Below are 24863 nucleotides of genomic sequence, written 5' to 3'. Positions count from 1 at the left end.
AAGACCGATGAGAGTGAAATACAACACAGATACCCAGCTTTTTTTCCAGATCGGCGACCCGCTGGACCAGGGCTGCGCCGCATACCTGCACAACGCGATGTATGAATTCGCGAACCTGAATGCGGTGTGCATGCCGGCCGTTGTGAAAAAAGGAGAGCTCGGAAAATTTATTGAGGCGGCGAAAACGCTTGACGCAAAAGGGTTTGACATTACGATGCCGCACAAGACGGACATCCTCGACTATCTTGACGAATGCGACCCCGCAAGCGAGGCGTTCCGCTGCGTCAACCACGTCAATATTGTGAATGGCAGGCTGGTCGGCAAGGGCCTTGACGGGGAAGGCATGGCGCTTTCCATCAAAAACGAACTGGCGGACACCCTGCGGGGCAGGAATGTGCTGATGATTGGCGCGGGCGCGGTTTCCGGGCCGATTGCGGCGAGCCTGTGCGAATATGGGATCGGCAGCGTCACCGTGGTAAACCGCACGGTTGAAAAAGCGCAATACATTGCGGATACGCTGGCGCGGCTTTATGGGGTGGATTGCAGCTACGGCCCCCTGGAAAACGATTTCCTTTGCGCCGTGGCCCCGGAAATTACCCTTGCGGTGCAGTGCACCTCCCTTGGGAGCGGGCATGGACGGGATTTTGATTCGCTCGAATTCGTTTCCCGGTTTCCACAGGGCTGCGTCGCGGCGGACGTGCTTTACCCCATGACGACGTTCCTCGGGGCGGCGAAGAAGCGCGGAATGCCCACCATCGACGGACGGGGGATGCTGTTCCAGCAGCAGCTTGCCATGATGGAATTCCATTTTGGCGTAAAGCTGCCGGACGAAGCCCTGCTGGAAGCGGAGGAGGCGGTTGAAATTGCCATTGCCATGAGGTCGGTGCGCAACCGCAGGATGGAGAAGAACAAACGATATGGGAGCCATGATTGATTTGATCTGCTCGCGCAGGAGCGTGCGGAAATTTACAGAAGAGCAGGTTGGAAGGGAACAGCTTGGAGAGATTCTCCGCGCGGGCTCCTTTGCCCCCAGCGGAAGCAATAGCCAAAGCTGGCGCTTTACCGCGCTGCGCGGGAGCGGGCTTTTGCCCGAACTGAACCGCCGGGTGAAGGAAGCGTTCCTGCGGACGGAATTTTCCGGGGATGCGTATCCCGCGAAGCTCGCGGCAAAACGGAACAGCGCAAAGGAGGATTATGTATTTTATTACTCTGCGCCCGTTTTAATTATCGTTTCAAATGTAATCGGTTACACAAATGCCATGGCAGACAGCGCGGCGGCAATCGAAAATATGCTGCTCGCGGCCCACGCCCTCGGCCTGGGGGCGTGCTGGATCAACCAGCTTACGTGGCTGAACGGCGACGCGGGATTGAAACGCTTTTTACAAAAAGAGCTTGGACTCCCGCAGGACCATGATGTGTGCGGCGCGCTTGCGGTGGGGCATGCCGACGGGGAGCCGCCCGCGGCCGCGCCGCGCAGGGAAGGCGTGTGCAGGATACTGGAAGGAGACCGGAAATGACGAAAACAATGAAGGCGGTTGCGGTCACGGGGCCGAACAAAGTGAAAATTGTGCACGACGTGCCCGTTCCCGAATGCACGGACTATGAAGTGCTGCTTAAGATACACTACTGCGGCTTCTGCAACGGAAGCGACCTCAACATTATCCGCGGCACGCTGTCCGAAGAGGAAGGCATGCAGCCCTATCCCACCATCCTCGGGCACGAAGGGACGGGAGAGGTGGTGGATGTGGGAAAAAAGGTGCGCTACATCAAAAAGGGCGACCGCTTTATCCACAACAACCTCCGCCCGGATGTGGGAAACGGATATTCCAAAACCTATGGCGGCATGGCGGAATACGGACTTGCGGCAGACCATAAGGCGATGCTTGAGGACGGCTTTACGACAGGGGAACTGCCTTTCTATAAGAAATTCCACCAGGTGCCGCGCGATTTTGATTTTAAGCATGGGGCAATGCTCCTTTCGCTCAGCGAGAGCCTCAGCGCGGCGCGCAATTTTGGCGTGGGCCCGGGCAAGGACGTGCTTATTTTCGGCGCGGGCCCGATGGGAACCGCGGTGGCGACCTATTGCCGGATGCTGGGCGCGGCAAGCGTTGTAATGGTAGACGGGCAGGAAGACCGGCTTGAAAACGCGGTGCGCGTGGCGAAGGTGTGCGGGACGGTCAATTTCCTGAAACAGGACGTTTCCGGGGCGCTGGCAGGAAAGCTGTTCGATGTTGCAATCGACGCCGTCGGCCTTTCGAGCGTGGTGATCCAGGCGTCGCAATACCTGAAGCCGTACGGCGTCGTCGGCTCGATGGGCGTATTGAAAAATAACGACCTGCTGGTCGACGTAAGCAGGCTCAAAAACAATACGCGGCTGCATATGCTGAATTTCCCTTATGGGGAATACGACGTAATGGATGAAAACATCAGGTATATCCAGGAAGGAAAGGTGCGGCCGGAGGATTATTATTCGCATATCCTGCCCCTTGAGGAAATCGAAAAGGCGATGGATATGGTGATCCGCAGGGAAGCGCTGAAGGTCCTCCTGAAAATAGCGGAATAATATGGCGGAAAGGGAAAGAGAATGGAACGTGAAGTAAAGGAACAGCTGAAGGATAAGTGCAGGCAGATACGCTACCTGACGATTGACGAAATCGGGGAGCTCGGCGTGGGACACGTAGGCGGAAGCATGTCGATCGTGGATGCGCTGGTAGTGCTATATTACAGGGCGATGAACGTGGACCCCGAAAATCCCCGGATGGAAGGCCGCGACAGGCTGGTGCTTTCCAAGGGGCATGCCGGTCCGGCGCTGTATGCCGTGCTGGCAGATAAGGGATATTTTGACCGGGAATGGCTGTATACGCTCAACAAGCCGAATACGAACCTCCCGAGCCATGCGGACATGAACCGCACCCCGGGCGTGGATATGACAACCGGGTCGCTCGGGCAGGGGTTTTCCTGCGCGGTGGGCGTGGCGCTCGGTTCCCGGATTAAAGGCGACGGCGCTTATACCTACGCGGTCATCGGCGACGGGGAATCAGACGAAGGGCTTGTGTGGGAGGCGGCGATGTATGCGGCCCACAAAAAGCTGGAACGCCTGATTGCCTTTACGGACTACAATAAGATGCAGATTGACGGGAAGGTTGCCGACGTCAACGCGCTCGAGCCGCTTGCGGACAAATGGCGCTCGTTCGGCTGGAATGTATACGAAGCGGACGGCCACGATGTGGAGGCGATCGACAGCGCAATCACCCTCGCAAAGACGCAGAAAGGCAAACCAAGCATGATTTTGCTGCATACGTGGAAGGGCAAGGGCGTATCGTTCCTGGAAGAAAAATGGGAAAACAACCATAATGTGGAAATCAGCCCGGAAATGCGCCGGCGGGCGCTCGAAGAACTCGGGGAGGTGCACTGACATGTATGAAACAATGGAAATGCGGGCGGTACTCGCCGGGCTTTTGAAAGAAGAAATGCGCAGGGATGAAACGGTGATGGTGCTGGACGCGGACCTCGCGCGGGCGAACGGGACGCTCGGCCTGCAGCAGGAATTTCCCGAACGCGCGCTTGACGTCGGCATTGCCGAGGCGAATATGGCGTGTATCGCGGCCGGACTCTCGAGCTATGGCTTCAAGCCGTTTATTTTCTCGTTCTGCCCGTTTGTGACGCGGCGCATCTGCGACCAGGCGGCAATCTCCATTGCTTATGCAAAGCGGAACGTGAAAATTGTGGGGACAGACCCGGGCATCAGCGCGGAGCTTAACGGAGGCACGCACATGAGTGTGGAGGATGTGGGCGTGATGCGCTCCATTCCCGGAATGGTTATTTTCGAGCCGGTAGACGGGGACCAGCTGGCCAAGGCCATGCCTGAAATTTTTGCGTACGAAGGCCCCGTCTATATCCGGCTGTTCCGCAAGGCCCCGGCCCAGAGCTATTTCACGGACCCGGAATATCGGTTCCAACTGATGAAAGCGGACGTGATGCGCGCGGGGACGGACGTGACACTGTTCGCCACGGGCATTGAAGCCGGGGAAGCCATGAAGGCGGCGGCGCTGCTTGAAAAAGAGGGAACCAGCGCCGAGGTAATCAATGTGCATACATTAAAACCGGTCGATACGGAAACGGCAATCGCTTCCGTGCGGAAAACGGGCTGCGCGGTAAGCTGTGAAAACCACAATGTTGTGGGCGGGCTGGGAAGCGCGCTTGCGGAGGCGTTTGCCCGGGAGTACCCCGTGCCCATGGAATATATCGGGATACAGGACCACTTCGGCGAGGTGGGCAGGATGCCCTTCCTGATGGAAAAGTTCCGCATGCGTGCGGAGGACATCGCCGCGGCGGCTAAAAAAGTGATTGCGAAAAAGTAACGAAACAAAGCTGCGGGGGCTGCGGACGGGAAACCGGGCGCGGCTCCTGTTTTTTTTGTCCGCGGCCCTGCGTCAAGACTCCATGTTTACCTTGCTTTCTCCACGGTTATAGGTAAAAATAAAAACGATATGGAGAGCGAAAGCGTATGCGGATCAAAGTATTGAAGGACGGACCGTATGAGGTCACGGGGAACGTGCCCCTGAAGGAAATGAAGATCGGCGCGGACGGCGCGGGCGAATCCACGCACTGGGTGGACGGCAGGGAGTTTGAAACCGAGGAAACATATCATTTGTGCCGGTGCGGAAACTCCAAGAACAAACCCTTCTGCGACGGCAGCCACATGCACGGCTTTGACGGCACGGAAACGGCGGATAATATAAGCTACGACGAAGCGGCGATCGTTTACCGCGGCGACGGAATGGACCTGATGGACGCGGAGGGCCTGTGCGCGGTCGCGCGGTTCTGCGACGCGGCGGGAAGCACGTGGCGGCTGATTAACGATGCGGAAACCGGGGAGACCGCCGTAAGGCAGGCATGCAACTGCCCGTCCGGGCGGCTTACGGCCGTAAAAGACGGCAAAAAGATCGAGCCAAAGCTGCCCAAAGAAATTGCGGTGGTCGAGGACGAGCCGGAAGGCATGCACGGCCCGCTTTGGGTGCGCGGCGGCATCGAGATCGAAGCCGAGGACGGAACGGTATACGAGGTCAGGAACCGCGTGACCCTCTGCCGGTGCGGAAACTCTGCCAACAAACCCTTCTGCGACGCAATGCATATGGACGGCGGAGAAGAATAAAAAATTCCTTGTGGGCAGAAAAGCTCCAGGCTGCCCGGCCCTATACGGCCGGACAGCCTTTTTTGTTTTTTAAAAATAATATGGAACCACGCTTGACAAGATGAAATTAATGATATATAATATTAATTGATAATAATTATCGATAAGGAAACGGAAATGAAAACACGCAATACATTACAGAAAAACATCATACTCGAACAGCTGAAAAAAATGCATCACCCGACGGCAGAAGAGGTGTATGCCATGGTTGCGCAGGAGCACCCGGCAATCAGCAAGGCGACGGTATACCGGAACCTCAATAAAATGACGAACGAGGGAATAATTGCCCACGTGAAAATACCGGATGGGGCGGATTGCTTTGATCCCGTGACGCACAGGCACTACCACATCCGCTGCCGGGAATGCGGCAGGGTGTTTGACGTGGATATGCCGTATTTTTCCGGGCTGGAAGACAGGATCACGGATAAGCACGGGTTTGACGTGGACGGGCATGAGATTGTATTTGCCGGGCTCTGCCCCGGCTGCAAGATAAAGAAAACAAATTAAAGAAAAGGGGTCGATCAGAATGGAAAATTTAAAGGGAACAAAAACGGAAGCGAACCTGCAGGCGGCATTTGCGGGGGAATCACAGGCGAGGAACAAATATACCTATTATGCGTCCAAGGCGCGGAAAGAGGGCCTGAACCAAATTGCCTCTATTTTTGAGGAGACGGCCGGAAACGAAAAGGAGCACGCGAAAATCTGGTTTAAGCTTTTGCACGAGGGCGATATCCCGGATACGGCTGCGAACCTCAAGGATGCGGCGGACGGTGAAAATTACGAATGGACGGATATGTACGCCACCTTCGCCAAGGAAGCAAAAGAGGAAGGCTTTGACCGCATTGCGTTCCTGTTCGAGATGGTCGGGAAGATCGAGAAGGAGCACGAGGAGCGTTACCGTAAGCTGGTGGAGAACCTCGAAAACGGGCTGGTGTTCTCGCGCGACGGCGACAGGATTTGGCAGTGCGCAAACTGCGGCCATATTGTGATCGGGCCGAAGGCGCCGCAGATGTGCCCGGTGTGCGCGCACCCGCAGGCATATTTCCAGATCAAAGCGGAAAACTACTAATCGGCTGAACCCGGGGGAGGATTGAAGATCGTGGCAAAATATATTTGCGCGCTTTGCGGCAATACCTATGACGAGGACGCGGAAGGCGTTTTATTTTCCGAGCTCCCCGACAGCTGGGAATGCCCCGTGTGTATGGGGCCGAAGGCGATGTACAAAGGCCGGGACGGGGAAGCGGCTGCGCCGCCCGCGGCCGCGGAAAAACCGGAAAAAAGCGCCCCGGACCCGCTTGCATGGCCGGAGGAGTTCGTGCATCATGACGGCGGCCTTTTAGACGAAATCCACGCGCTTGCGGAAACGGGCGAATCGATTACCGAGCCCATGAATACGCAAATGGCAGTGCCCGGCTTTGACGACATCGTGCTCCTGGGCGCGCAGCTTGCAACCCCGCCGCTTGATGACGGCGCGCCGGTCAGCCTGCGCACCGTCATCGGCAGGAACGCCCGGAAGCCGATGGTGCTTGAAAGCCCGGTCTATATTTCGCACATGAGTTTTGGCGCGCTTTCGCGGGAGACCAAGATTGCCCTTGCAAAGGGAAGCGCAATGGCAAAAACCGCCATATGCAGCGGTGAGGGCGGCATCCTTCCGGAGGAAAAGGCGGAGGCGTACCGGTATATCTTTGAGTATGTGCCCAACCGTTATTGCGTGACGGATGAGAACCTGCGCGGCGCGGATGCAATTGAAATTAAAATCGGGCAGGGGACCAAGCCGGGAATGGGGGGTCATTTACCCGGCGGCAAGGTAACGCCCGAAATTGCGGCACTGCGCGGGAAGCCGGTGGGGCAGGACGTGGTGAGCCCGTCCCGCTTTGAAGAGGTCAATACGCCGGACGACCTGCAACGGCTGGTGTCGGAGCTGCGGGAACGCAGCGGCGGACGGCCCGTGGGCGTGAAAATCGCGGCGGGGCACATTGAAAAAGACCTTGCGTTCCTTGCGCCCGCACACCCCGATTTTGTGACGGTGGACGGGCGCGGCGGGGCGACGGGGTCCTCGCCTAAATTCCTGAAGGACGCGAGCAGCGTGCCGACGGTGTACGCGCTTTACCGCGCGAAGAAATTCCTGCGGGAAAACGGACTCGATATCGACCTTGTGATTACCGGGGGCCTGCGCACCAGCCGCGACTTTGTGAAGGCGCTCGCCATGGGCGCGGACGCGGTTGCCATGGCGTCGGCGCCGCTGATCGCGCTTGCGTGCCAGCGGTACCGCGTGTGCCACAAGGGCACCTGCCCGATGGGCATTGCCACACAGGACCCGGAACTGCGCGCGCGGCTTTTGGTGGACAAGGGAGCGCAGCGCGTGGCAAATTTCCTCAACGCTTCGGCGGAGGAGCTGCGGGTGTTTGCGCGGTGCACGGGGCACGGGGATATCCACGGGCTTTCCGTGGATGATATTGAAACGCTGAGCTCCGAAATTTCGGACCATACGGACATCAGGCACGTATGACGCGGCAATGCGGGGTATGTAAGACGGGAACGAAAAACAGGATGCCGCTTCGCGGGGCATCCTGTTTTGGTTTCGCTTATTTCATTTTTTGGTAAAAATCCTTGAGTTCCGTTTTTACTTCGGGCGGAAGGCTGTGCCAGCGCACACCGCGTATTGCGCCTTCCAGCGCGTACAGGCGGTTGAGGCACGCGGAAGGATCGGCCGCCTTGATGCGCAGCCATGCGTCGCGGCTTCCGGCCTTTTCCAATTCTTCCGGCGTATGGATTCCAGCCTGCTCAAGCTGTTCTTCCAGCACGCTTCCGATGTTGATGCATTTTGAGAGTTCGCCCATTGGCATGCACCTCCTTTTGCAAAGCATAGCACGTTTTTGGAAAACACGCAATCCGGCAATCACGCCGCGCCCAAGCCCTGCGCCTTCCGTATGGGGAAGGATTTTTGCTTTGCAAAAAACAAACCGTGTTGCACGAAAGGATGAAAAATGGTAGTATAAGAAATCTGGATTATTGCGGTCATATAAAAAGCAGGCCGGAACGAAAGTTCCCCCCTGCTTTTTTGTTGCGATAATATACATTAACTAATTTTATAAGGTACAAAATTATATTACCCTACTAGGACAGAATAGCATCTCGAAGCCATTTTTGTCAATTATTACAAGACAAAATTATCACTTTTTGACAAAAATCGGCAAAATCAGTAAAAAAATTTATTTTTGTGGGAGATTTCCCTGATTCTTGCGCGGTTTTTATTTATGAAATGTATATTATCGCAATAAACACGCCGCTGCGCCGCGAATTAAAAAATGACACAGCGAATTTAGATTGGAAAAGAAGGTTTGGCCGGGCTGGCAAATATATCCCGATATATAAAGTATAAAAGATAAACGAAACGTGGTCAACGAAAAAGTAAAAAAGACAGTGAATATAAAATAATAAATAGGGAGTGAGTGTTGTATGAAAAAGTATAAATGCAAAGCATGGCTGGGTATTGTTTTGTGCATGGCAATTGTGCTGACGCTTTTCGGCGGCGTCGCGTTCGCCGGGGAGGAAACGGAAAGCGCGCCGACGGCACAGGAATCCCAAAGCGTCCCGGAGGGATGCGCGCTTACGGAGGGATGCGTCCTTGAAGCGGGGCACGAGGGCGAATGTGACGCCACGCCTGTAATGGACGGAGAAGAACCGGAGGAAAAACCTTCGGCAGAGCCGGATAAGACAACTGAGCCGGGGTCTGCGGACATACCAACAGGGCCGGCCATGTTTGCGGCTCCTGCGCCCTTGTTGGCGGCAAACAGCGGGGATACGGCGGAGGATGCGGCAACGTTTACGTTTAAGCCCGGAACCACAAATGAGGAAATTATAGCCGCATGGGGCGAAGGCGCGGCAAGCATTGCGGCGAACGGCGACGGGACATATACGGTTACCCTGCTTAAAAATATCGGGATGGGGCAGGGCCAAAATATTAACTTCGGCGAATATTCCCTGGGCGCGGGGCAGCCCCGCATGATCCTTGACCTGAACGGAAAAACCATCACGGGGCCGAGCATCGTGATCGCGAACCTGGGGAACCTGACCATCAAGGGCAGCGGATCGGTTATTTACAGCGGCGGCCAGTATCTGGCGGCGGTCAACAATGCGGGCTATAACCTGACCATCGAGGGCGGTACGTTTGCCTGCAACGGCGCGGGCAGCGCGGCGTATAATGCGGCAATCAGCACGACAGCCGGAGCGACAACGGAAATCAACGGCGGCACGTTCAACGGCGGCGCTGCCGGGGCGGTCATATCGTATGGAGAGACGATCGTCAACGGCGGTACGCTCGAAGGAAAATACGGCGTAGTGGCGAAGGTAACCGGCGACGGAAATGAAGGCAGTATTACATTCCCGGAAGGTTCGACTGCTGCTGTGAACGCGGAGGCAATGCCCTTTGTGGTGCAGGGCCAAAACGGGAAAACCGGGAGTATCACGGTGGCCGGAGGAACGTCCACGGGCGGCAGTATCCTTGGAACGCTGGGCACCGTAGAAGATAAAACGTCTGCCCTGGCGGTCACCGGCGGGACGCATGAGGCGAACCCCACCGATTATGTCCCGGCGGGGGAAGACAACACGGTAGCGAAATTTACCGCGGCAGGCACGGGCGAGACGGCATACGTTGTCGGCGCGGAAGGGATTGGCCAAAAAGCCGCTTCCGCCGCGGCGGGAGATGAAATCAATATCCTGTCCGGCGATGTAAGCCTTTCCGGTATGCCGGACGGCATTACCGTAAAAAATGAAGGCGGCGGCGAAGTGGCGGTCAACGGGTCTGCGGTTGCGGCGGGAGATGAAATCATTACGCATACCCATCATGCCGTCAGGGTGGATGCAAAAGAAGCGACGGCAATAGAGCCCGGAAATATTGAATATTGGTATTGCCCGGATTGCGGGAAATATTTCAGCGATGAAGCGCTGGCACAGGAGGTCAGCCTTGCCGATACGGTGATCCCGGCGACGGGCGAACCCCAGCCCGTTGAAAAGGACGTTTATTACCAGTGTCCGACGACAGGGGTAACGCTGCACGCGGACACCACGGCGGTGCCGGAAGGCGCGCGCCTGGTTGTGCAACCGGTTGCGGAAACAGACGCGGCGTATGCGGACGCAAAGGAACTGCTGAAGGATAAGGCGGGCAAATTCGTGCTGTACGACATCACGCTGGTGGATGCGGAAGGAAACGCGATACAGCCGGAAGGCCCGGTGGTAGTGGGCATCCCGGTACCGGAAGGATATGATACGGCGAAGCTGGCGGTGCACCGTATTAATGACGATAAGACCACGGCGGAATACGGAGTGACAGAGGATAAGGGCATGGCCTACATCCAGACAGAACACTTCAGTAAATACGCGCTGGCCGAAAAGGGAAGCATGACGGAAGCGGGCGGCACGGAAACGCCGTCAACGGCGGGCACGCCAAAGACGGGCGATACGGCGGATATGGCGCCGTACATCCTGCTGGCGGTGGCTGCGGGAGCGGCGATCGTGGCAGGAACGGCCGTAGTGGTGCGGAAAAGGCGGCATTGCGAGAAATAGCAAAGTATATTACCTGGAAAAGGGGAACGGCTCCATCCATTGCGGACGGGGCCGTTTTTTTATATGACTATCCCATAAAAATATGGTAGAATAAACATATGGACCAGAAAACCTTTTGGCGGGAACAGACCTCGCAGAAAACGAAATCTTATATTATATGGGGCGTGCTGGGCGGGGCGTTCCTGTGCCTCAACGCGCTCATTTCCATGTCGTTTTACGGCGCGCTGGCGCTGATCAGCGTGGCGCTGGTGGGCGGCCTTACGCTGGGCATGTATTTTAAGCAGAGCCGCGTGTGCGCGCTGGTCCTGCTGGTGCTGTTTGTACTTTCAAACGGGATAAGCGCCTATTTTATACAGCTTGGCGTGATGGAATGGATTTTGATTGTGGTGTTCGGCTATGCGCTTGTGTGCGGCATGCTGGGAACCTTTTCATTCCAAAAGGAATGGCGGGCATATAAAAACAAAAATGCGCTTCCCCCAAACGAATGAAAAGGGATACCCGAATCCGGCGTGGGAAAGCGCCGGATTTTTTTGACGAAAAAAGCTTGACTCTCCCCGTGCGGGAAGGTTTACACTGATATCACCCGTTAAACACGCGCGTTTGAAAGGGAATTTTAACAATGTACAGCATCGGGATGTTCTCGAAAATTTATCAGGTTACGCCCAAAACCCTGCGGCATTACGACGAGGTCGGCCTGCTTGCGCCCGGCTATGTGGACCGCGAAACAGGCTACCGCTATTACGGACACGAACAGGCGGTGCGCCTGCGGCGCATCCTCGAGTTCAAACGAATGGGGTTTTCCCTGCCGGAAATATTGGGGATGATCGAGCTTGCGCCCGGCAGCGGGGAGCTTTACCGCCGCATTGTGCGCAAGCAGCAGGAAATCGGGGACCGGATTGCGGAGGAAAACGGCAAGGCCGCGAGGCTTGAACATTTCCTGCTGTACGGAACAGGAGAAGCCATGCAGGAATATGAACCGGTTATCAAAAGAATCCCGGGATGCACCGTCGCGTCTATGCGCCGGGTGATCCCGGACCACGGGGCGCTGTTTGACCTGATGCCGAACGTGATGGGCCCGGAGATGATGCGCCTCGGCTGCGAATGCGCGGAGCCCGCGTACTGCTTCAATATCTGCCGCGACGGCGAATACCGCGAAACGGATATCGATATGGAGATGTGCGAGGCGGTGGTGGAAGCAAAGGAGGATTCGGACCTCGTGACCTTTAAAACCATTCCCGAGGTGCCGGAGGCGGTGTGCGTCAGGCATTACGGAGGCTACGACACCTTTGCCCCGGCCCACGCGTTCGTTGCGGAATGGATTGCACAGAACGGGTATGAGCTGTGCGGCGAGCCGCGCGAAAGCTATATCGACGGCATCTGGAACAAGGAAACCGAAGCCGAATGGATGACGGAGATACAGTTCCCCGTGAAGAAGGTGGAGTAAAGCAATGAAAAAGAGGAAAGGGGGATGCCTTTCCTCTTTTTTTATTGTGAAAAAATTTTGGCTCCCTCAACTTGCAGAGCGCCGCAGGCCGCGGATTACGGCTCCACGATGTTGAAGAAAAAGTCGTAGGTCACCATGTGCTCCGTCAGCTTGCCGATCACGTCCCGGTCTCCTTCGATGGTGATATTCTGCTTTTGCTGCTCCGCGTCTTTGGCGAGGATGGCAAACATCGCCGCGCGCGGCAGCGTGAGCGTCGCGTCCGCGTCATCCGCCTGCGCGCCCTTCTGGTACAGGAGTACGCCCGAATCCACGGTCACAAGGTACGGCTCTTCGTCCGTGATGTTGAAGTTGATTTTGAGGTTCAAATCCTGCGCGGCGTTCGCGTCCAGCAGGATGCCCATCTGGTCGAACATCATGTCCGGCGTCATCGCGCGCTGCAAATCGGCGCTGGCGTTGGCCTTTTTGTCCGGATCGTTCGTCGTACCGTCCCGCAGTTCCTTCGCCCCCGAGAGGTAGGCGTTTCGCCACGTGCCGGATTCCGCCTGGTATGCAAGCTGTTCCAGCGCGTCGGCGCAAAGGTAGCGCGCCTGTTCGTTTCCCGGGTCGGCGAACACCAGCACGTTCGTGATCTCCGCCACCCACTGGTATTCCCCGTTATCAAAGTCCTCCTTTGCCTTCCTCAGTACTTCCTCCGTATCGCCAAGGTATTCCACATACTTTTGGGCGCTGTCGGACGGCGCAAGCGGGTTTAAGTTTACCGGGTTCGCGTCGTACCAACCCATGTATTTCTGATAAACCGCCTTGGAGTTGTGCGCCACCGTGCCGTAATACTGCCGCGTGTACCAGTTCTTTTCCAATGCTTCGGGCAGCTGAATCATATTTGAAATTTCGTCCGACGTGTAACCCTGGTTTAAATACATCAGCGTCTGGTCATTGATGAACTTGTACATGGCCGCCGTGTTCTGCATGTATTCGTTGATAAAATCGTTGCCCCAGTGCGGCCAGTTGTGCGCCTGGAACACCACTTCGGCCTTGTCGCCGTAGCGCGTGATGGCTTCCATGATGTATTCCGCCCACGCGTTGCCGTCGCGCACCTCCGCGCCGCGCAGCGTATACAGGTTGTGCAGCGTGCCCGTGCAGTTTTCCGCCAGCCACAGCGCGTTTTTCTGCGGGAACCACGTGTTCATCTCGGCGGGCGCTTCCGTGCCCGGCGTCATCTGGAATTCCATTTCCACGCCGTCCACCGTGCGCGTCTCGCCGGTTTTGGTGATCGTGTCGTTGGGCGTAATATAGGAAACGGTTCCCTTGGACTGCCCCATGCCGATGCCGATGGAAAGGGAACCGGCCTCCCCCGGCTCAAGGATGGTGCCGTATTGGTAGCCCGCGCGCCGCCCCATGGCGTTGCCCGCATATACGTTTTCGCTGACCGCGTGCTCGTGGAACCCTTCGGGCACGATGATGGGAATATCCGCCGCCTGCTCTTCCGTAATAATGCCCTTGATGCCGCCGTAGTGGTCCACGTGCGGATGGCTCATGACGATGCCCGTAACCGGCCGCTCGCCCAGTGTTTCGTCTACCAGCGCTTTCGCCGCCGCCGAACATTCCGTGCTCATCAGCGGATCGAACACGATCCAGCCCGTATCTCCCTCGATGAACGTGATATTTGTCATGTCGTACCCGCGCACCTGGTAGACGCCGTCCGCCACCTCGAACAGCCCGTATAGATGATTGAGCTGCGCGTTGCGCCACAGGCTGGGGTTTGCCGTATCCGGCGCTTCGGCGTCCAGGAAGTCGTACGCCTTCTGGCTCCATACCACTTTTCCGGTATCGTCCTTGAGTTCCAGTTCGTCCGGCGCGGCCAAAAGCCCTTTTTGCGCGAATTCCTTTTCCTGCTCGTCCGTGAAATCAAGCAGCGCGTACACGCCGTCCTGCGCGGCGATGGTCTGCTCCGTCGGCAGCTTGGAAGAAGCGTCGAATTCCGCCGCCGTATTTTCTTCTTCTGCCTGCACCGTTTCCGCGGGGGCCGGTGCAGACGGCGCTGCGCCGCCCTCTGTGGGCTGCGGCGTACACGCCGCCAGCGCGAGCGCCAGAATCAGGACCGCTGTCAAGATTATGTGTTTTTTCCTCATGCTTTTTCCTCCTGTTTTGGTTCCCGCCATCCATTCGAAAAGGACAGGTCTTTATTTTGTATGTCTTTTCCTTCGGTAGATTACGACAGCCAGGATTGCCGCTCCCGCAGCAACAACCAGTATTACCCACGGCCATATGTTCGTTTCGTCGCCCGTTTGGGGGGCGCCGGTTGGCGCCGTTGGGGTCGGTGCCGCCGTCGCAACTGCCGGTGCTGTCGTGGTTGTCGGTGCTGCCGTGACTGTCGGCCCCGTCGTGGCTGTTGGTGCTGTCGTTGCGGTCGGTGCCGCCGTCGTCGTTGCGGTCGGCTGCGTTTCTTCCCCGATCACGGTGAACTGCGTGGAACCAACGTTCTGCACCCCGCCGTCGTTGAAAAATGCTTCCAGCTTATATTTCCCGGCGGGCAGGGTGGCAAGGAATTCCTTATTCAGCGTCACTTTCACGCTGCCTTCCTCCGCGATGCCCGCGACGCCGCTATAGCCCGGGTATTTCAGCTGCGCCTTCGTTTCGCTTTTCGGCACGATTGTAAAATCCGTGCCGTTCAGGCTCAGCCTGCTCAGGTTGGCAAATTTCCCCGCAAATTCCCAGTGCCCGTCCTGGCCCGGCTGCACTTCCGGCGTATCATTGGTTACGCTGTGGTCCGGCTCGGTGACCGTCACCTGCGCCTTGCCTTTTGTCTTTCCCTGGCCATAGTTGTCGAAAACGCTTTCCGCCGTCACGGTGATCGTTCCCGCCTTCTCGTCCTCGCCGACGGTCAGCAGCCCGGTCTGTGGATCGATCTTCGTATCCCTGGACTTCTGGCCGGAAACCGACCATGTGACGGTTTTCTTATCCACCTTATCCTGGTCTGATTCCACAACGTACACGGTCGCCGTAAACTTCTGCTGCTGTGTTTCCCCTTTTTCCACGGACAGCGACGCGGGCTCGACAGTGACCTTCGACACGCCCACTACCGTCAGTTCGCCGATCTCGCTCGTCGTCGCGTCGTTGAACTTATTCGCCGCCGCATCGGCCTTCAGAACGTACACGCCGGGCCTGAGGCTGCTGAGCTTCGCAGGGTCAACGTCAACCGTGGGAAGCTTATACTCTTGAAAACCTACATTCTCCCCGTCGTAACCATTGATCAGGTCTATCGCAAAGGATTTGGCGCCCAGCACCACCCTGCCTTTGTCCTCGTCCTCCACGTAAACCGTAACGTCAAGAGGAGGCGCCCCCCCCCTGCATAATCAAAATATAATTATCATCGCCATGGCCCGCGGCGGTCTTGTTCGCAGTCACATAAAGGCCATGCGGGTCGCGGTGCCAGGTTGTGTAGAACCTCTCATACTTGTCGGGGGCGTTTATCTGCTGCGCGCCCGCCTGAATGGTCAGGTGGTTCATATTATATTCATCATGCGTGTCCCTGTTGACCGCCTGGTGCAAGTGGTCGCTGAGGACCGGCTGCCCTTTTTCGACGGTGATAATGCCCTCCGTATGGTACTTCGCCCACCGATACTCCTGACTATCCGTCGGCATGCCGGACCACTTGTACTGGACGTCCACCCAGACCTTGTAGTAGTCCGGTACGCTGAAGGCATGCCACGCTTTGCCGTCGGTGCCGTATTGTCCGATGGTCTGCGTTGGCTCCGGTTGCTGAGCAGACATATAGTGCCATATAGTGCTCGGCTCCGCGGCCACAGGCAGCTTGTTATATACGTCATCCGGCGTCATGGTAAAAAACGCCGACGTCGCCTCGGGCAGCCAGTCTATTACCTCGCCTTGCCCGTTGGTGACTGGCAAGTCGTACTTCGCTTCGAACACCATTTTTTCCGGGCAGGAGAATATGACGGTCCTGGCGTCCTTATTATCGCCAATAATGGCGTCCCTGTCGCCGGCGATGATCGTTTCCGGGTCCCAGGTAAACGCGGGCGTGTCCCCGTCCGCCGCGGCGACCACCGTGGTCCCCACGAAGGTTAGCGCCAGGATGAGGATCAAGATAAGTCCCAGTTTGTTCTTTTTGCGTTTCATTTTTGTGTCCCTCCAGTGCAGGTTCTTTATTCCGATTCCGTGAGAGGCGGCATACGATGACACCCCCTTGTTGATATGATTTCTGTTGCAGGAAATATGCCCCGGAAGCTGTTCCCGCTATGGCGCGTGTCTTGCCCGGAATTATTTTTTATTCACGACTGCCTTTTTTTGTGCCACCATAAGCAATGCACACGCGCTTGCCGCCGCAAGGACAAGCCACAGCCAAACGTTTGTTTCGTCGCCCGTTTTAGGAGCGCCGGTTGGCGCCGTTGGGGTTGGCGCCGTCGTGGCTGCCGGTGCCGCCGTCGCCGTTGCGGTCGGCTGTGTTTCTTCTTTTACGACGGTGAACTGCGCAAAGCCGATGTTCTGCACCCCGCCGTCGTCAAAAAATGCTTCCAGCTTATATTCTCCCGCGGGCAGGGTGGCGAGAAATTGCTTATACAGCGTTACCTTCACGCTGTCTTCCTCGGCGATCCCCGCGACGCCGTTATAACCCGGGTATTTCAGCTGCGCCTTCGTTGCGCTTTCGGGAATGATCGTAAAATCCGTGCCGTTCAGGCTCAGCCTTCTTAAGTTGGAGAATGTACCGGAAAATTCCCAATGCCCGTCCTGGCCCGGCCGTATTTCCGTTGTGCCGTTGGTCACGCTGTGGTCCGGCTCGATGACCGTCACCTTCGCCTCGCCGCGCACCTTGTCCTGGCCGTTATTGTCGAAAACGCTTTCCGCCGTCACGGTAATCGTGCCTGCCTGTTCGTCCGCGCTGACGGTCAGCAGCCCGGTCTGTGGATCGATCTTCGTATCCCTGGATTTCTGGCCGGAAACCGACCATACGACAGATTTGTCGCCCACCTTGTCCTGATCGGTCTCCACAACGTCCACGTTTGCCGTAAACTGCTGCGCCGCTCCCTTTTCAACGGACGAGGACGCGGGATCGACGGAAACCTTCGATATGCCCGCCACCTTAAGCGTGCCAATCTCCTGCCCATGCGTCGCCTCGTTGTTCATATTGGCCCCCGTATCGGCCAGCAGCGTGTACTCGCCGGGCTTCAGCTTGGAGAGCGCCGCCCCGTCAAAGGGAACCGTTGGAAGGTCAAACTTTGTATACTGGTCGGGAGCGGGAAAAGCCTTCCCGTTAATATCGTTGATCACAGCGGGCATCATCTCCTCCGCGCCCAGGTCTACGCGCTGGCCCCCGTCTTCCACATAGACCGTAACGTCCACCGGAACTTCGTACTGCGAGCCCGAGCCCTCGCCCGCGACGCTCTTGGCCGCGTACACATAAAAGCCGTTGCGGTACCATGTTTTGTCCTTCAGCGTATACGGGCTGTTGGGATCGGGTATATCCGTCGCGCCCGCGGGCATCGCCAGGTTGTTCATCTCGATCATATTCTGGAGCGGCTCGTTTGTCTGGGGCCAGGTGCCGGAGAGGATGGGCTGCCCCTTATCGACGGAAACCTGGGTCACGACGCCTGTGTCGGGAAGGTCTCCGCCGTAGTTGAACGCCGCGAAGTTGCTGCGGCCGGGGTTCTTCCCCAAGGCGCTCGGGTCGGTTGGGTTGGGGTCATCGCTGTTCCATACCGACGGCCTGGGAAGGTAATACCTGACCTTCAGGGACATCTCGAATGTCGGCTGCGGTACCAGGAAATAGGTCTTGCCGGCAAATGGATCGTCCGGGTCTTTGTTGTCGTTTTTGAAATTAAGCGTCTGTCCCGGGTACGTCGGGTTCGGGTATTCCCATACAAAGCTCGGGTCCGCCCCCGCGTCCGTCGCGTACATATCCCTCAAGTCTTTCAGCGACTTGGTGAACGTAGTCCTTTCGAGTTTCCAGTCTATTATGGTGGTGTTGTCCGTGTCGTAGACGGGCACGTATTCGTCGTTAAAGAATACCATCTCTTCCGGCGGATTGAAAACGACACTCCTTAAGGTGTCCCCGCCGGCGATGATCGGGTTCGGCGACCAAGTGAACATACGCGGGTCCTCGCCCGCGGCAAGCACCGTGCTCCCCACAAACATAAGGACCAATATGAGGATAATCCCCAGCGTCATTTTGCTCTTCTTTCCCTTTTTCATTTTATAGCCCCCTGTGAAAAATTTTTACCGCGCCCGTTTCGGGCCGCGCCGATTGCCGATCCTGTCAAAAGGCCCCTTTTGCCTGTATGACGCGTTCGTTTTATTTCGGCGCTTCCGCTTTTTTGTTCCGATGCACAAACCAGATGATCCCTGCGCTTCCTGCCGCCGCAAGGACAAGCCACAGCCAAACGTTTGTTTCGTCGCCCGTTTTAGGAGCGCCGGTTGGCGCCGTCGTGGCTGTTGGTGCTGCCGTCGCCGTTGCGGTCGGCTGTGTTTCTTCCCTTATCACGGTGAACTGTGCGGAACCGATGTTCTGCACCCCGCCGTCGTCAAACGCGGCCTCCAGCTTATATTCCCCGGCGGGCAGGGTGGCAAGGAATTCCTTATACAGCGTCACCTTTACGCTGCCTTCCTCCGCGATGCCCGCGACGCCGTTATAACCCGGATATTTCAGCTGCGCCTTCGTCGCGCTTTCGGGAATGATCGTAAAATCCGTGCCGTTCAGGCTCAGCCTGCTCAGGTTGGCAAATTTACCGGAAAATTCCCAGTGCCCGTCATGGCCCGGCTGTATTTCCGATGTGCCGTTGGTTACGCTGTGGTCGGGCTCGGTGACTGTCACCTGCGCCTCGCCCTGTTTCCTGCCCTGGCCGTTGTTGTCGAAAACGCTTTCCGCCGTTACGGTAAGCGCCGTACCGGCCTTTTCATCTTCGCCGACGGCAAGCAATCCCGTTTTGGGGTCGATCTTCGTATCCCTGGATTTCTGGCCCGAAACCGACCACGTGACGGTTTTGTCGCCTAGCTTGTCCTGATCGGTTTCCAAAACATCCACGTTTGCCGTAAACTGCCGTGTTCCGCCCTTTTCAACGGAGGAGGACGCGGGATCGACGGAAACCCCCGTGATCCCCATTACTGTGATCGAGCCGATTACGTTGCCCGTAGAAGCCTCGTTATAACCGTTCGCGGCCGAATCTGCCAACAGCGTATACACGCCGGGCTCCAGCTTGGAAAGGTTGGGTTCTCCCTTCAATGCGGGGGTCGTGCTCGCGATTGTCGGCGGGTCGCACGGTTCGTTCCAAGGCACCACGTTAAGCGCGGCCTGGGCCTCCGTGCTGTTCGTCCGGCCGCCGAACAGGTTCAGCGGCACGGCCGTGAACATTTTGGAGCCAAGGTCCACCCTGTCCCCGTCCGCGTCTTTCACATAAACCGTCACTGCGACAAAGTTTTCGGGCACGGACCTGTCGCTTTGGCCCGCCAGGCTGTAGTAGGTGCACACGTAAGCGCCCGCCTGCATCCGGTCGTAGCCGAAGTCGATCCGCCCTTCCGGGTCCCCGTCCGCGTAGGGGCTCCTCACGGTCGTATCGCCCACGGTGAGGGAAAGGTCGTTCATTGGAATGAACGTGAAGTCGGTATTATCCTCAAGCTTTGCCTTCATCTCTCCCCAGACGGCCGGACGGCCCTTCCCAACGGGGACGGTGGTCGAGATGACGTCGCTTTCGAGCGTCCTCTCGGGCGGGTCTTGCTTCTCGCCGGGCACCTTTTCCGGAAGTTTCCAAACGAAGTCGGCATGCACTTTTACCTCCGCTTCGGTCGGTATGGGAAACCCGAAGGACAAATCCCCCGGCGCTTCGCTTTGGCGGGCTTCATACGGACTTTTGTCCGGGTCATACTGGATGCTCCAATTAAAAGCTAACTGTGCCTCCGGGTCTGTCGCCTGCATCTCGTCCAGCTGCGACTTGGTCAGGTAGCGATCTAAATAATTGCCATATCCCTCCAAATTCTCCGCGGGTCCCCAACTCTGGTAGCCCGGCTGGCCCGGATCGGCTGTCCAGTGGGAGTACGGTCCCGTCGTAAAGTGGAACTCCAGGTCATCGGGGATCGAAAAATCCACGCCCTGGTAAACTGTCCCGTCCGGCCGGACAACGGGGGAACCCTGGTTTCCCCCGGCGAAAGGCGTCTCCGGCTCCCAGGTAAACATCTGGCTCCCGACTACGGCAAACGCCGTGGTTCCCACAAACACAAGCGCCAGTATCAGGAACATCATAAGTCCCAGCCTGCTCTTTTTACATTTCATTCTTCCATCCTCCGTTGTAGGCGGTTTAATGCGTCCCCAATGCCGCGCAATATAAGCAATATAAATTGGAAATAGGTAACAGTACGTTTACATATGGCTTCCGATAGATAGTATAATTTTATGGCCTGGCCGTGAGAAAGTAAATCCAACCGGTATTAGGTTTTTGAAATTTAACCGGATTTTTATGGTATAATAAGGACAATTCCAAAAACACAGTCCCAAGCGATTTTAAGAGGTGAGCCATATGGATTTCAGCAGTGAAAAATATATTCCGTCCTCGCTGCCGGAGGTATGTACCGGCCGGGGCGGGGTGCTGGACAAGATTGACGAAATGTGCCGCGAACGGCTTCTTTATATCCAGGCGCCGGCCGGGTACGGGAAAACGGTTACGGCGAATTTATGGCTGCAAAGAAGCGGCGCGCGCCACGTATGGATATCGCTCGACGAATACGACAACAACCCGGAGCTGTTTTACAGGCTGCTTTGCTCCGCGGTGACGCATACGCAGCCGGACGGCGGCGCGGAAGCGTTCGATACGGGCGGGGCTTTTTCCAGCGCGCCGGTGGAGTATGCCATGCTCCTGACGATGCAAATTACGTCGCCGGGGCGGCCCGTGTATATCGTCCTTGACGACCTGCATTCCATTACCCAGGAAGATATCCTTGAATCCCTGCCGTATTTCATCAGGCGGCTGCCCGCCGAATACCGGTTTATTATGATTAGCCGGACCGATATGCCCCCGCAGGTTGCCGACGTATTCGGGGACCGCGCGGGCTTCTTCGGCGCGGACAGCCTCGTGTTTACCAAAACGGAGATTCTGGAGCTGTTCCGCCTTGCGGGGCACGAAATTACGCAAGAGGAAGCGGATATTGTCCTGGAGCATACGGGCGGCTGGGCCATTGCCGTCAGCACGCTTGCCGCAAACAGGCAGCTGCCCGATTTTGAACGGGAGGGCAGCGACATCCTGCACGGCTATATGGAAAAACAAATCTGGGAAGGCCTTGCGCAAGCGGATAAGGATATGCTGATGAAGGTGAGCGTCGTCAGCGATTTTTCTACGGAATTGTTCCGGCGGCTGACGGGGAAAAAAGAGCCCCGGGCGGCCATTTCCGGCATACTGCGCAGGAACCTGTTTTTAAGCAGGATCGGGGACGACCTTTACCGTTTCCACGCCCTGTTCCTGGATTTTTTGCGGAAACAGCAGGAGAAATCCCGGATCGACAAACGCAAGCTTTATAAAACGGCCGCCGAATATTACAGTAAAAAAGGCGATTTGTATACGGCCCGGCACTATGCGATCCTCGGCGGGCATATCAAATTCCTTTCCTACCAGATATACGGCGAATCCCAATATACGGGGTTTGCCAACAACCGCTCCATCAGCGCGTATGTGGGCGGCGTGGGGTCGTATATCAGCAAAATCCCCCTCGAAGCGTACCAAAAATATCCCTACCTCAACATTTCCGCTGTCTGGTATTATTACCTGACGGGCTACGCGGATAAAATGCAGGAAGCGCTGGACCGGCTTTACGGCAGCCTCAAACGGATTGCCCTGCGGTATCCCGAATTCCTCGAGCTTACGATCCTTGTGTGCACGCTCGACCCGCGGAGGAAATTTATGGACATGATCCGGCAATACGGCAAGCTGCCGCCGGTTAAAATACGCCACGGGGGACAGCAGGGGGCTTCCATTACGGTCAATATGCCCTTTGCGCACCGCTGCCTGCGGGACTATTCGGAGTTTTCGCTGTACGACGGCTTTGAAGAGAAGCTCGAACGGTCGGTGGGCACCATTTTCAAGAAATATTTCAAGACCGCAATGCTCCTGATCCAATCCGGCTTTGCCTATGAGAAAAACCAATGGAAGGACGCGCTTCCCTTCTGCGACAAGGCGGAACGGGAGATAGACGAGACCACGTCTGACGAGGTGCTGTTTGCCACCCTTGCGCACCGCTGGACGACGCTTTACGCGATGGGAAGGGACGCGGAAGCCCTGGACCTGCACGATAAGATTGAAAAAATACTGGTGCAAAAGGACGCGCTTTATTTAGCGCCGAATTTCAAGGCGCTTAAAACGGACATGGCCCTCTGGAGCGGCAACCGGGCGGCCGCGGAGGAATGGCTGGACGAATATTTTGTGCACCGGGAAGACCACCTGATGCTGTACCGGATGTACCAATACCTTGCCACCATACGCGCCCTGATTGCCCTCGACCGGATTGCGGACGCTATGGATTACTGCCGCCGCGTCAAGCTGCTGGCGGTTGATTTTGACAGGGTGATCGACGTAGCCGAGGCCGATGTGCTGCTGTCCGTCTGCCTGTACCGCTCGTCCCGGCCGGACGAGGCCGCCGAAACGATGCTCGGGGTCATCGGTGCCCTGCATCCGTATGGGTTTTTAAGGCCGGTTTCCATCGAAGGGGCGGCGGTCGTTCCCGTTTTGAAAAAATGCCTTTCACAGGTGGAACGAAACGAAAAAGACTATGGGTTTTCAGCGCGTTATGTGAACGAAATATACATCGCCGCGCAGGAGCAGGCGGGCCGCCGGAAGGGGCTGCCCGCGCCGCCGGAGCCCCTCCAAAAATTATCCAGGCAGCAAAAATGCATGATTGAATATTTGGCCAGGGGTTATAAAAATACGGATATCGCAAACGAAACCGGTCTTTCCGTGCGCACGGTCAAGACGCATCTTTTCCTCGCCTACCAGAAGTTGGGCGTATCGAATGCGGCCGACGCCGTGGCGAAGGCCCGGGAAATCGGCGTAATTTAATCCCGGTGAAGGAGGGACGCCGCGGGATAAGCGTTTTCCCCGGCCATCCCGCTCGAGGTTTTCCGTGATCTCCCGGCCGCTTCCGGGAAGAAACATAGTATAAAAATAATAGGTTAGCAAATGCTAACCTAAAGGACCGCAAAAATACCTCGACAGCAATATTTATTTTTCGCCGGAAATCATGCCTTCCACCGCATCCTGCGCGGCGGGAAAATCTGCTTCGGAAACAAAGATGTCGTCCCCCTGCGGGGACGAACCCATATAAGCGTCGAGCGCCTGGCCGAAGAAGTCCCTGGGCTGTGTGACGACGGGGATTTTGTTCTGGCCGAGAACGTCTACGATCATTGCGGTTTCAACAGCGCTCGCTGTGGACGCGAGCAGGACACGTTTTTCCATAAGAGATCATCCTTTCAGGTTGGGTAATGGTTAATTGGAAAAAAGAACGGCACAGACAATGAGCGCCGTGACAATGGCGGCTGTAATCCAGATGCGGATATGCCGGGCCGGGTCGGGCGAGGCCTGCTCTTCTTCCGGCTCTTCCTGCGAAGCCCCGGCGCAGCCGTCCTCCAGGATGGAAGCGGCAAGCTCTATGGCGGAATCGTAATCCATCCGGTCCACAAAAATATCGCATCCCCCCGGCGGTTCTTCCTGCGCAACCCCCTGCGGTTCGCGCACAAACGCGGGAATGGCGTTATCGTTCAGCAGGCCGACGAGCATGGCGCCCGATTCGCGGCTGCATGTGGAAACGAGGAACACGCGGTTTGCTTCATCGCCATAGGCCGGGGGAGGCCCTTCGTCCGGCTTTGCGGGGAGCCGCTCCACCAGGCGCGCGCCGCAGTCGGCGCATACGGTATAGCCCTCATCATATTCGGTTCTGCAATTCGGACAAAAAGGCATTGTTTTCGCCTCCGCTGGATATTATTTGGACAAGAAGACAAGCGTAATGACAAGAAAAACAAGCCAGACAGCAACGAACGATCCGATCAGGATGCGCACGCGCCGCCGACCCGGATTCTTTTCCGGAAGGTCCACGGCTGTTTCCGGCTGGGACAAAAATTCCCCGGCAAGCGCCGCGGCGGCTTCATAGTCCGCCTCGTCCACATAAATTTCTTCGCCATAGATAGAAAATCCGGAATAAACATTAAGGTAATTTCCGGCTTCCTTTTGTTGCACAAACGCACGGATGCCATGCTGGCCAAGGATATCGGTAATCATGGCGCTTTCAACCGGCCCCTGTGTGGAAACGAGAAAGGTGCGCTTCATGGGGGCATACCGGACGGTTTTTTCCTCCGGCGCATGCGGGGGTTTCCCTGCCTCGCGCGGGAGTTTATCCGTAAGGCGCGCGCCGCAGTCGGCGCACACGGTATAGCCTTCGTCGTATTCGGTTTTGCAATTTGGACAGAAGGGCATATTTTCCACCACCCCTTTTTCCAATAGTAACACATGATGGGCCTGTATAACAAGGGAAATGTGTATATTGGGAAAAGATATCACATTCTGTTTTAAACCCGTACCGCGTGGAATTCCCGGACGAAGGGACGAAAAAGGGAAATGCCGCCCCAAGGGGGCGGGAATGAGGCGCATGGAAACGGCGGGGAAACCCGCCGCGCGCGCG

At 56.8% G+C, this 24863-nt stretch carries 22 protein-coding genes; 13 read left to right on the top strand and 9 right to left on the bottom strand.

Features of this window, described 5'->3' with window-relative positions; translation table 11 throughout:
* Positions 1–7: 7 nt before the first annotated feature.
* From BBD38_RS05850 to BBD38_RS05810, 9 genes are all read left to right on the top strand, one after another.
* Positions 8–934: a shikimate dehydrogenase family protein gene (locus tag BBD38_RS05850; RefSeq protein WP_066685719.1), complete on the top strand. Its 927-nt coding sequence runs from the start codon at positions 8–10 to the stop codon at positions 932–934.
* Positions 918–1517, top strand: a complete 600-nt coding sequence (locus BBD38_RS05845) for a nitroreductase family protein (RefSeq protein WP_066685717.1) — start codon at positions 918–920, stop codon at positions 1515–1517. Before BBD38_RS05850 ends, BBD38_RS05845 begins: the two co-directional genes overlap by 17 nt.
* Positions 1514–2563 (top strand): zinc-dependent alcohol dehydrogenase, encoded by a 1050-nt coding sequence (locus BBD38_RS05840; protein ID WP_066685715.1) that lies wholly within the window; start codon positions 1514–1516, stop codon positions 2561–2563. The genes BBD38_RS05845 and BBD38_RS05840 overlap by 4 nt, the downstream gene beginning before the upstream one ends.
* A 21-nt stretch (positions 2564–2584) precedes the next feature.
* Entirely contained in the window at positions 2585–3415 is an 831-nt protein-coding gene (locus tag BBD38_RS05835; RefSeq protein ID WP_066685713.1) for a transketolase, read from the top strand.
* 1 nt (position 3416) lies between these two features.
* On the top strand, positions 3417–4361 hold the full coding sequence (locus BBD38_RS05830; RefSeq protein WP_066685711.1) for a transketolase family protein: 945 nt from the start codon (positions 3417–3419) through the stop codon (positions 4359–4361).
* A 146-nt stretch (positions 4362–4507) separates the two neighbouring features.
* Positions 4508–5155, top strand: coding sequence for a CDGSH iron-sulfur domain-containing protein (locus tag BBD38_RS05825; RefSeq protein ID WP_066685709.1), 648 nt, complete (start codon positions 4508–4510; stop codon positions 5153–5155).
* A 156-nt stretch (positions 5156–5311) separates the two neighbouring features.
* Positions 5312–5701 carry a Fur family transcriptional regulator gene (locus BBD38_RS05820; protein WP_066685707.1) on the top strand — a complete coding sequence of 130 codons (390 nt, stop codon included), beginning with the start codon at positions 5312–5314 and terminating at the stop codon, positions 5699–5701.
* A gap of 19 nt (positions 5702–5720) precedes the next feature.
* A complete protein-coding gene (gene rbr, locus BBD38_RS05815) occupies positions 5721–6263 on the top strand; it encodes a rubrerythrin (RefSeq protein WP_066685705.1) in 543 nt (180 codons plus the stop codon).
* A gap of 30 nt (positions 6264–6293) precedes the next feature.
* Entirely contained in the window at positions 6294–7703 is a 1410-nt protein-coding gene (locus BBD38_RS05810) for a glutamate synthase-related protein (protein WP_066685952.1), read from the top strand.
* Between the two features lie 76 nt (positions 7704–7779).
* Here BBD38_RS05810 and BBD38_RS05805 read toward each other — a convergent pair whose 3' ends face one another.
* Positions 7780–8034, bottom strand: a complete 255-nt coding sequence (locus BBD38_RS05805) for a TfoX/Sxy family protein (RefSeq protein ID WP_066685950.1) — start codon at positions 8032–8034, stop codon at positions 7780–7782.
* Between the two features lie 619 nt (positions 8035–8653).
* Here BBD38_RS05805 and BBD38_RS05800 point away from each other — a divergent pair.
* The 3 genes from BBD38_RS05800 to BBD38_RS05790 all read left to right on the top strand — a co-directional run bounded on the left by BBD38_RS05800 (position 8654) and on the right by BBD38_RS05790 (position 12203).
* Positions 8654–10759, top strand: a complete 2106-nt coding sequence (locus BBD38_RS05800; RefSeq protein ID WP_066685704.1) for a hypothetical protein — start codon at positions 8654–8656, stop codon at positions 10757–10759.
* Between the two features lie 98 nt (positions 10760–10857).
* Entirely contained in the window at positions 10858–11247 is a 390-nt protein-coding gene (locus BBD38_RS05795) for a hypothetical protein (protein ID WP_066685703.1), read from the top strand.
* Between the two features lie 131 nt (positions 11248–11378).
* Positions 11379–12203, top strand: a complete 825-nt coding sequence (locus BBD38_RS05790) for a MerR family transcriptional regulator (protein ID WP_066685702.1) — start codon at positions 11379–11381, stop codon at positions 12201–12203.
* 95 nt (positions 12204–12298) lie between these two features.
* Here BBD38_RS05790 and BBD38_RS05785 read toward each other — a convergent pair whose 3' ends face one another.
* From BBD38_RS05785 to BBD38_RS05765, 5 genes are all read right to left on the bottom strand, one after another.
* A complete protein-coding gene (locus BBD38_RS05785) occupies positions 12299–14332 on the bottom strand; it encodes an alkyl/aryl-sulfatase (protein WP_082989514.1) in 2034 nt (677 codons plus the stop codon).
* A gap of 51 nt (positions 14333–14383) precedes the next feature.
* Complete coding sequence (locus BBD38_RS05780) at positions 14384–15514, bottom strand: LPXTG cell wall anchor domain-containing protein (RefSeq protein WP_066685699.1); 1131 nt, start codon at positions 15512–15514, stop codon at positions 14384–14386.
* Between the two features lie 13 nt (positions 15515–15527).
* On the bottom strand, positions 15528–16337 hold the full coding sequence (locus BBD38_RS05775; protein ID WP_066685694.1) for a hypothetical protein: 810 nt from the start codon (positions 16335–16337) through the stop codon (positions 15528–15530).
* A gap of 141 nt (positions 16338–16478) precedes the next feature.
* On the bottom strand, positions 16479–18407 hold the full coding sequence (locus tag BBD38_RS05770; RefSeq protein WP_066685691.1) for an Ig-like domain-containing protein: 1929 nt from the start codon (positions 18405–18407) through the stop codon (positions 16479–16481).
* A 100-nt stretch (positions 18408–18507) separates the two neighbouring features.
* Complete coding sequence (locus tag BBD38_RS05765) at positions 18508–20478, bottom strand: Ig-like domain-containing protein (RefSeq protein WP_066685689.1); 1971 nt, start codon at positions 20476–20478, stop codon at positions 18508–18510.
* A gap of 244 nt (positions 20479–20722) precedes the next feature.
* Between BBD38_RS05765 and BBD38_RS05760 the strand changes: the two genes are divergently transcribed.
* A complete protein-coding gene (locus BBD38_RS05760; RefSeq protein WP_066685685.1) occupies positions 20723–23248 on the top strand; it encodes a LuxR C-terminal-related transcriptional regulator in 2526 nt (841 codons plus the stop codon).
* 162 nt (positions 23249–23410) lie between these two features.
* Here the strand turns inward: BBD38_RS05760 and BBD38_RS05755 are convergent, their stop codons facing one another.
* Genes BBD38_RS05755 through BBD38_RS05745 form a run of 3 tightly spaced genes read right to left on the bottom strand, consistent with a single transcriptional unit; the run spans position 23411 to position 24682 of the window.
* Complete coding sequence (locus BBD38_RS05755; RefSeq protein WP_066685682.1) at positions 23411–23644, bottom strand: hypothetical protein; 234 nt, start codon at positions 23642–23644, stop codon at positions 23411–23413.
* A gap of 30 nt (positions 23645–23674) precedes the next feature.
* On the bottom strand, positions 23675–24145 hold the full coding sequence (locus BBD38_RS05750; protein WP_066685679.1) for a hypothetical protein: 471 nt from the start codon (positions 24143–24145) through the stop codon (positions 23675–23677).
* A gap of 21 nt (positions 24146–24166) precedes the next feature.
* On the bottom strand, positions 24167–24682 hold the full coding sequence (locus tag BBD38_RS05745; RefSeq protein WP_172807773.1) for a putative signal transducing protein: 516 nt from the start codon (positions 24680–24682) through the stop codon (positions 24167–24169).
* Positions 24683–24863 lie beyond the last annotated feature (181 nt).

Source organism: Christensenella intestinihominis (assembly GCF_001678845.1).
GTDB lineage: Bacteria > Bacillota > Clostridia > Christensenellales > Christensenellaceae > Christensenella > Christensenella intestinihominis.
Note: the sequence above shows the minus strand (reverse complement) of the source record. Positions and strands in the feature narration are given on the sequence as shown.

Coding starts and splice junctions, on each gene's coding strand:
- BBD38_RS05820 (WP_066685707.1), top strand. CDS start 5,312: ATGAAAACACGCAATACATTACAGAAAAACATCATACTCGAACAGCTG.
- BBD38_RS05850 (WP_066685719.1), top strand. CDS start 8: ATGAGAGTGAAATACAACACAGATACCCAGCTTTTTTTCCAGATCGGC.
- BBD38_RS05830 (WP_066685711.1), top strand. CDS start 3,417: ATGTATGAAACAATGGAAATGCGGGCGGTACTCGCCGGGCTTTTGAAA.
- BBD38_RS05755 (WP_066685682.1), bottom strand. CDS start 23,644: ATGGAAAAACGTGTCCTGCTCGCGTCCACAGCGAGCGCTGTTGAAACC.
- BBD38_RS05765 (WP_066685689.1), bottom strand. CDS start 20,478: ATGAAATGTAAAAAGAGCAGGCTGGGACTTATGATGTTCCTGATACTG.
- BBD38_RS05835 (WP_066685713.1), top strand. CDS start 2,585: ATGGAACGTGAAGTAAAGGAACAGCTGAAGGATAAGTGCAGGCAGATA.
- BBD38_RS05845 (WP_066685717.1), top strand. CDS start 918: ATGGGAGCCATGATTGATTTGATCTGCTCGCGCAGGAGCGTGCGGAAA.
- BBD38_RS05795 (WP_066685703.1), top strand. CDS start 10,858: ATGGACCAGAAAACCTTTTGGCGGGAACAGACCTCGCAGAAAACGAAA.
- rbr (WP_066685705.1), top strand. CDS start 5,721: ATGGAAAATTTAAAGGGAACAAAAACGGAAGCGAACCTGCAGGCGGCA.
- BBD38_RS05760 (WP_066685685.1), top strand. CDS start 20,723: ATGGATTTCAGCAGTGAAAAATATATTCCGTCCTCGCTGCCGGAGGTA.
- BBD38_RS05750 (WP_066685679.1), bottom strand. CDS start 24,145: ATGCCTTTTTGTCCGAATTGCAGAACCGAATATGATGAGGGCTATACC.
- BBD38_RS05785 (WP_082989514.1), bottom strand. CDS start 14,332: ATGAGGAAAAAACACATAATCTTGACAGCGGTCCTGATTCTGGCGCTC.
- BBD38_RS05770 (WP_066685691.1), bottom strand. CDS start 18,407: ATGAAAAAGGGAAAGAAGAGCAAAATGACGCTGGGGATTATCCTCATA.
- BBD38_RS05805 (WP_066685950.1), bottom strand. CDS start 8,034: ATGGGCGAACTCTCAAAATGCATCAACATCGGAAGCGTGCTGGAAGAA.
- BBD38_RS05840 (WP_066685715.1), top strand. CDS start 1,514: ATGACGAAAACAATGAAGGCGGTTGCGGTCACGGGGCCGAACAAAGTG.
- BBD38_RS05790 (WP_066685702.1), top strand. CDS start 11,379: ATGTACAGCATCGGGATGTTCTCGAAAATTTATCAGGTTACGCCCAAA.
- BBD38_RS05775 (WP_066685694.1), bottom strand. CDS start 16,337: ATGAAACGCAAAAAGAACAAACTGGGACTTATCTTGATCCTCATCCTG.
- BBD38_RS05825 (WP_066685709.1), top strand. CDS start 4,508: ATGCGGATCAAAGTATTGAAGGACGGACCGTATGAGGTCACGGGGAAC.
- BBD38_RS05800 (WP_066685704.1), top strand. CDS start 8,654: ATGAAAAAGTATAAATGCAAAGCATGGCTGGGTATTGTTTTGTGCATG.